Genomic DNA, 5,220 nt, shown 5'->3' on the forward strand with positions numbered 1-5,220 from the left:
TCCAATCCTCGCGCATACGAAAAACCGCGCCTCCGATCATCGAATCCGCATTTCTTCAATCCAACAATCGGGGACGCGGTTTATATCACCACATCAGCGGGCAAAACACCCAGCCTCGCCGCTCAATGCATCAGCAACGTCGCGAAATTGCTCGCATCGCACCATGCGTCGATCGCAATCAACGCGGCCAGCATGGCCGCGCCATATACGGCGGTGCGGCGCAGCAGGCTTTTGCCACGCAACGCGCGTAATCCGGAAACCAGCAGCCAGGCGAACAATCCGCCGCCGATGAAACCGCCGACATGCGCCTGCCAAGCGATATTCGGCGTGATCACCGGCATCAGGAAGTTGATCGCCATCCAAATCAGCATCGACCGAATGTCCAAACCGATGCGACGATACACGACCAGCACGGCGGCGAACAGTCCGAACAACGCGCCGGAAGCGCCATACGACGACGTGAACCAGCCGGTGCCGCCCGGGGCCAACGCCGCATACACCATCATGCCGGTGCCGCCTGCAAGCCCGGAAAGCAGGTACAGCGCCAGATACGACCAATGCCCCATCATGCGTTCCAGCACCGGTCCGACGCACCACAGCGTCAGCATGTTGAAGAGGATATGCCATAGCGATGCGGGCTGGTGCAGGAACATCGATGTGATGAACGTCCACGGATGGTATGCGGCGATGCCCGGCATCAACGCGCCGTAGCCGACGATGATGTTCAGGCCGGCGGGCCATACCATCCTCAATACCGTCTCGATCAGCCAAACCACCACGCAGACCGCCATGATCGATGTGGTGAGCACGGGTTCGCCGGAGCGCCAGCGGTAGCGCAACGAACGCAATGAGAACACGTCTTTGAGGGACGGGGAGCCGGGGAACAAACTGAATCGTCGATTTGCCATAGTTCACACCCTACCGGTACGTATGCCGGTACGTATGGAAGTGCGTGCGTCGATCGGCTGACATCCGGCTGACGATTGATTGACGGTGATTCGGCGGCGCGGAACTTTTGCCGATGTGCACACACATATGCGCATACGACCGCAAGCATGGACGGCGCACTATCGCATGTACCTGCGTGCACAGGCGGCAAATGGCACGTAGCGGACAAAATTAGTACATGCTGACGCACACACCAGCGCATGCCAACGCACACGGATGCATGCCGATGCACGCCTGCGCACGAAACGGCTCCGCGTCGCAGTGGATCACGGCGCGTAAATCCACTCAATCACCACATTCAAGGACTTAAGATAGTGACAGAGTTGGCTTGAACGAACAGGTCAGCCGATGTTTGGGAAATGTTTTGGGAAAGGAGCCGTCATGGAGAACAGGTCTTCTAACGGTTGGAAGTTCTTCGCGCTGCTCTTCGGAGCTTTGCTTGCCGGCGTCGTTGGTCTGTACATCTACAAGCAGCAGAACCCGGATTACGATCCGTGGGAGGAGCCGTGGGAGAACAGCTCGTCTCCGGTCGATTTGGGTTTGACCAAGGAAAAGGACGAACCGAAGGCCGAGGACGCGACCGAAGCCGAGGCCGGCGAAGCGGCACCGGCGGCCGAAGCCGCCTGATACCGCGGTTTCCGGAACGTCGTTTTTCCGGAATGGCGGCTTTCTGAATCATCAGAAATCTTCCGGATTGGCGGATGACTCATATCGGATATAGGAAAGCCCTCCGAAACGATTTGGTTTCGGAGGGTTTCTCTATGCGTGCCGCATTGCATGCCTCACTGCGCTGCGCGCGGTCTGCCGGACGCGCCATCAGACAAACCATCCGGCAGACCGTCAGTTGGGGCAACCGCCAAACAAACCGTCAGGCGAGCGGACCGGTCTTCCAGATGCGCTCCAGATAGTCCTCGATGGAGCGGTCGGAGCTGAAGTAGCCGGAGTTCGCGACGTTGATCAGCGCCTTGCGGTTCCATTCGAGCGGCTGCGCGTACAGCGCCTCGATGTCGGACTGGATCTCGGTGTACGCATGGAAGTCGGCCAGCGTCATGAACCAGTCCTTGTTCAGCCAATCGTTGACCAGATCCTGGTAGGTGCCCTTGTCGCCGTTGGAGAACGTGCCATCGGCGACCATATCGATGGCTGCCTTCAGACGCGGATCGGCCTCGTAGTACTTCCTCGGCTGGTAGCCTTCGGCGTACAGCGCGTCCACCTCGTCGACGGTCATGCCGAAGAGGAAGAAGTTCTCCGCGCCGACACGTTCGCGAATCTCGACGTTCGCGCCGTCGAGCGTGCCGACGGTCATCGCGCCGTTCAGGGCGAACTTCATGTTGCCGGTGCCGGAGGCCTCCTTGCCGGCCTGCGAGATCTGCTCGTCGAGGTCGGTGGCGGGGATGAGGTGCTGCGCCAGACGCACGTTGTAGTTCCACGGGAAGTAGACGTTCAGCTTGCCCTTGACGTCCGGGTCGTTGTTGATGACGCGGGCCACGTTGTTGATCAGCTGGATGGTCTGCTTGGCCAGGTAGTAGCCCGGCGCGGCCTTGGCGCCGAACACGATGGTGCGCGGCATGATGTCGTCGGCGGAAAGCTTGCCGGACTTGATGTCCGCGTAGCGTGCGATCACGGCGAGGATCTTCAGCGCCTGGCGCTTGTATTCGTGCAGACGCTTGACCATGGTGTTGATCATGGTGTTCGGGTCGATGTCGAAACCGTATTCGCGCTTCGCGTAGTTGGAGAAGTCGACCTTGTTGGCCTGCTTGACGGCGGCGAACTTCTTGACGAATTCGTCATCCTTGGCGAGCGGTTCGAGACCCTTGAGCAGTTCAAGGTCGCTCAGCCAGCGATCGGTGCCGAGACCTTCGGTGATGAGGTCGGACAGGCGCGGGTTGGCGAGCTTGATGAAGCGACGAGGGGTCACACCGTTGGTCACGTTGGTGAACTTGTCGGGGTACACGTCGGAGAAGTTCTTCAGCGTGACGTCCTTGAGCAGCTGGGAGTGCAGCTCGGCGACGCCGTTGACGTGGGAGCCGCCGTAGGTGGCGAGGTACGCCATGCGCACGGAATCACCGGTGTAGATGGCCATGTCGTTGATGGTCTCGTCGGCGACGCCCTTGGCCTTGAGCTCGGCCTCGAACTGCTCGTTGATCTTCTTGATAATCTCCAGATGGCGTGGCAGCAGCTTGCCGATGAGATCGGCCGGCCACACTTCCAGGGCTTCCGGAAGCAGGGTGTGGCAGGTGTAGTTGAAGGTCTTGTTGGTGACCTTCCATGCGGTGTCCCAGTCGTAGCCGTACTCGTCGATCAGCACGCGCATGAGCTCGGGGATGCCGATGACCGGGTGGGTGTCGTTGAGCTGGAAGGTGATCTTGTCGGCGAAGGTCGTCAGATCCGGCTTGTCCTGGCCCGGGTAGAAGACACGGATGGCGTCGTGGATGGACGCGGCCACGAAGAAGTACTGCTGTTCCAGACGAAGCGCCTTGCCCTGCGGAGTGGAGTCCTCCGGGTACAGGATCTTGGAGATGTTCTCCGCTTCGACCTGCGGCTTGACGGCGTCCAGATACTCGGACTTGTTGAAGGTGAGCAGATCGAACTCGTCGTAGCTCTTGGCGCTCCACAGGCGCAGCGTGTTCACGCGGCCGGAAGCGTAGCCCGGAACCATGTAATCGACCGGTACCGCGCGCACGGACCAAGCCGGCTTCCACACACGCTTGCCGTTCTCCTCGACCACTTCGCCGCCGAAGGAGACCTTCTGGTCGCGGTTGTAATCGACGTGGCCCCATGGCTCGTCGTTGGCCAGCCAGTAATCCGGCCTTTCGACCTGCTTGCCGTCCTTGTCGAATTCCTGCTTGAAAATGCCGTACTTGTACTGGATGCCGTAGCCGAACGCCGGCACGCCCAGCGAGGCAAGCGAATCGATGAAGCATGCGGCCAGACGTCCCAGACCGCCGTTGCCCAGTCCGGGCTCGTATTCGGAATCCACCACGTCCTGCACGTTGAATCCGAGGGATTCCACGGCCTTGTCGAATTGTTCGGTCAGTCCGGCGTTGAGCAATGCGTTGCGCAGCTGCTTGCCCATGAGGAATTCCGCCGACAGGTAGCCGACGGCCTTGGTGTGGCCGTTGACCATATCGGACTGGGTCTTCATCCACGCATCCACCAGATGGCGGCGCACGGCCGCGGACGCCGCGACGTACACGTCGGCCGGCTTGGCCTGCTCCACGGTGACGCCCTGGGTGTATTTCAGCTGCTCGCGGATCTCGTCGGCGAACTGCTCCGCGGTGACCGCGGACTTCGGTGCGGTAATTTCAGTCATGAATCGACTCCTTTAACGGATACTCTCCAAGAACATTATGCCCTGCTCCAGCTTCCTCGCATTTGCGGCTGCATGAACACTAGGTAACATCATGCATACGTTCTCAGAAGAGCATACTACACAACTTTGAAAAAGATGGAATTCCAAGCAATTTTTCCATAGCATTCGTTTGCAAAAATATGTTCTACATACATCCGCAGGTCATCCTGCGAACCTTGTAATCCACACCAACTATGCATGGTCCGCGGCTCCATCCTTCACAACTCCACCATACCGCGCGCACCACCTTGATTCCAGCCGGCAATCGCAGCCGCCCGCTCCCCCGCTTGCAAACCGTTCCATCCATCCGCCCGCCATCGTCGTTTGCAGGCAGCACAATATTCGGTATGGCTGTGATTCGAGAACAGGATTTGGACAAGGGGCGCGACGCGTTCGCGCAATGGCGGCAGGCTGCACGGCAGATTCTCGCCGAGTATCTGCCCGGAGATGACGAGGACGCCGCGCGCGCGTTTCGCTTGGATTTCTCGCCGCGATTGCCGCGCCGGCTTTGGGCGATGGCCGTGCGGTATTCGCTGTATCTGCTGGAGAAGAAAGCACCCGGCGAGGGCGTGGAAGTGCGCGTCGCGCCGTGGGGCGCGATCAAAATCCTTGACGGACCGGCATCCGATCCGCATAATCTCACCCCGCCGGACGTCATCGAGCTGGAACCGGACGTATGGATGCGTCTCGCCACCGGCATCACCGGCTGGGACGAGGAGAAGGACGCCGGCCGCATCACCGCGGTCGGCGAGCGCGACGATCTGAGTAGATTGCTGCCGTTGGCCTAAACGCCGACAAAAGCGCCGACGCCGGCAATATGCAACCGACACATGCCGCCACGTCCGTCTATGCGCACGCGGCGGCATCGCACCCGTGTCCGATGCAGGCAAACACAATCCGGTGATGCTGCATCGTGCGTG

At 60.1% G+C, this 5,220-nt stretch carries 4 protein-coding genes; 2 read left to right on the forward strand and 2 right to left on the reverse strand.

What is annotated here, in order from left to right:
- Positions 1-122: 122 nt before the first annotated feature.
- Positions 123-908: a rhomboid family intramembrane serine protease gene (locus B3C64_RS03665; protein WP_291533813.1), complete on the reverse strand. Its 786-nt coding sequence runs from the start codon at positions 906-908 to the stop codon at positions 123-125.
- Positions 909-1,329: 421 nt separating this feature from the next.
- Between B3C64_RS03665 and B3C64_RS03670 the strand changes: the two genes are divergently transcribed.
- Complete coding sequence (locus B3C64_RS03670; RefSeq protein WP_291533815.1) at positions 1,330-1,575, forward strand: hypothetical protein; 246 nt, start codon at positions 1,330-1,332, stop codon at positions 1,573-1,575.
- Between the two features lie 241 nt (positions 1,576-1,816).
- Here the strand turns inward: B3C64_RS03670 and B3C64_RS03675 are convergent, their stop codons facing one another.
- Positions 1,817-4,261: a glycogen/starch/alpha-glucan phosphorylase gene (locus B3C64_RS03675; protein WP_291533817.1), complete on the reverse strand. Its 2,445-nt coding sequence runs from the start codon at positions 4,259-4,261 to the stop codon at positions 1,817-1,819.
- A gap of 386 nt (positions 4,262-4,647) precedes the next feature.
- Between B3C64_RS03675 and B3C64_RS03680 the strand changes: the two genes are divergently transcribed.
- Positions 4,648-5,088 carry a sterol carrier family protein gene (locus B3C64_RS03680; protein ID WP_291533818.1) on the forward strand — a complete coding sequence of 147 codons (441 nt, stop codon included), beginning with the start codon at positions 4,648-4,650 and terminating at the stop codon, positions 5,086-5,088.
- The last annotated feature ends 132 nt before the right edge of the window (positions 5,089-5,220 follow it).

Source organism: Bifidobacterium sp. UBA6881 (assembly GCA_002451435.1).
Lineage (GTDB): Bacteria > Actinomycetota > Actinomycetes > Actinomycetales > Bifidobacteriaceae > Bifidobacterium.

What these genes read in the sequence shown, in the direction of transcription:
- B3C64_RS03665 (WP_291533813.1), bottom strand. Translation starts at nt 908, where the DNA reads ATGGCAAATCGACGATTCAGTTTGTTCCCCGGCTCCCCGTCCCTCAAA.
- B3C64_RS03670 (WP_291533815.1), top strand. Translation starts at nt 1,330, where the DNA reads ATGGAGAACAGGTCTTCTAACGGTTGGAAGTTCTTCGCGCTGCTCTTC.
- B3C64_RS03675 (WP_291533817.1), bottom strand. Translation starts at nt 4,261, where the DNA reads ATGACTGAAATTACCGCACCGAAGTCCGCGGTCACCGCGGAGCAGTTC.
- B3C64_RS03680 (WP_291533818.1), top strand. Translation starts at nt 4,648, where the DNA reads ATGGCTGTGATTCGAGAACAGGATTTGGACAAGGGGCGCGACGCGTTC.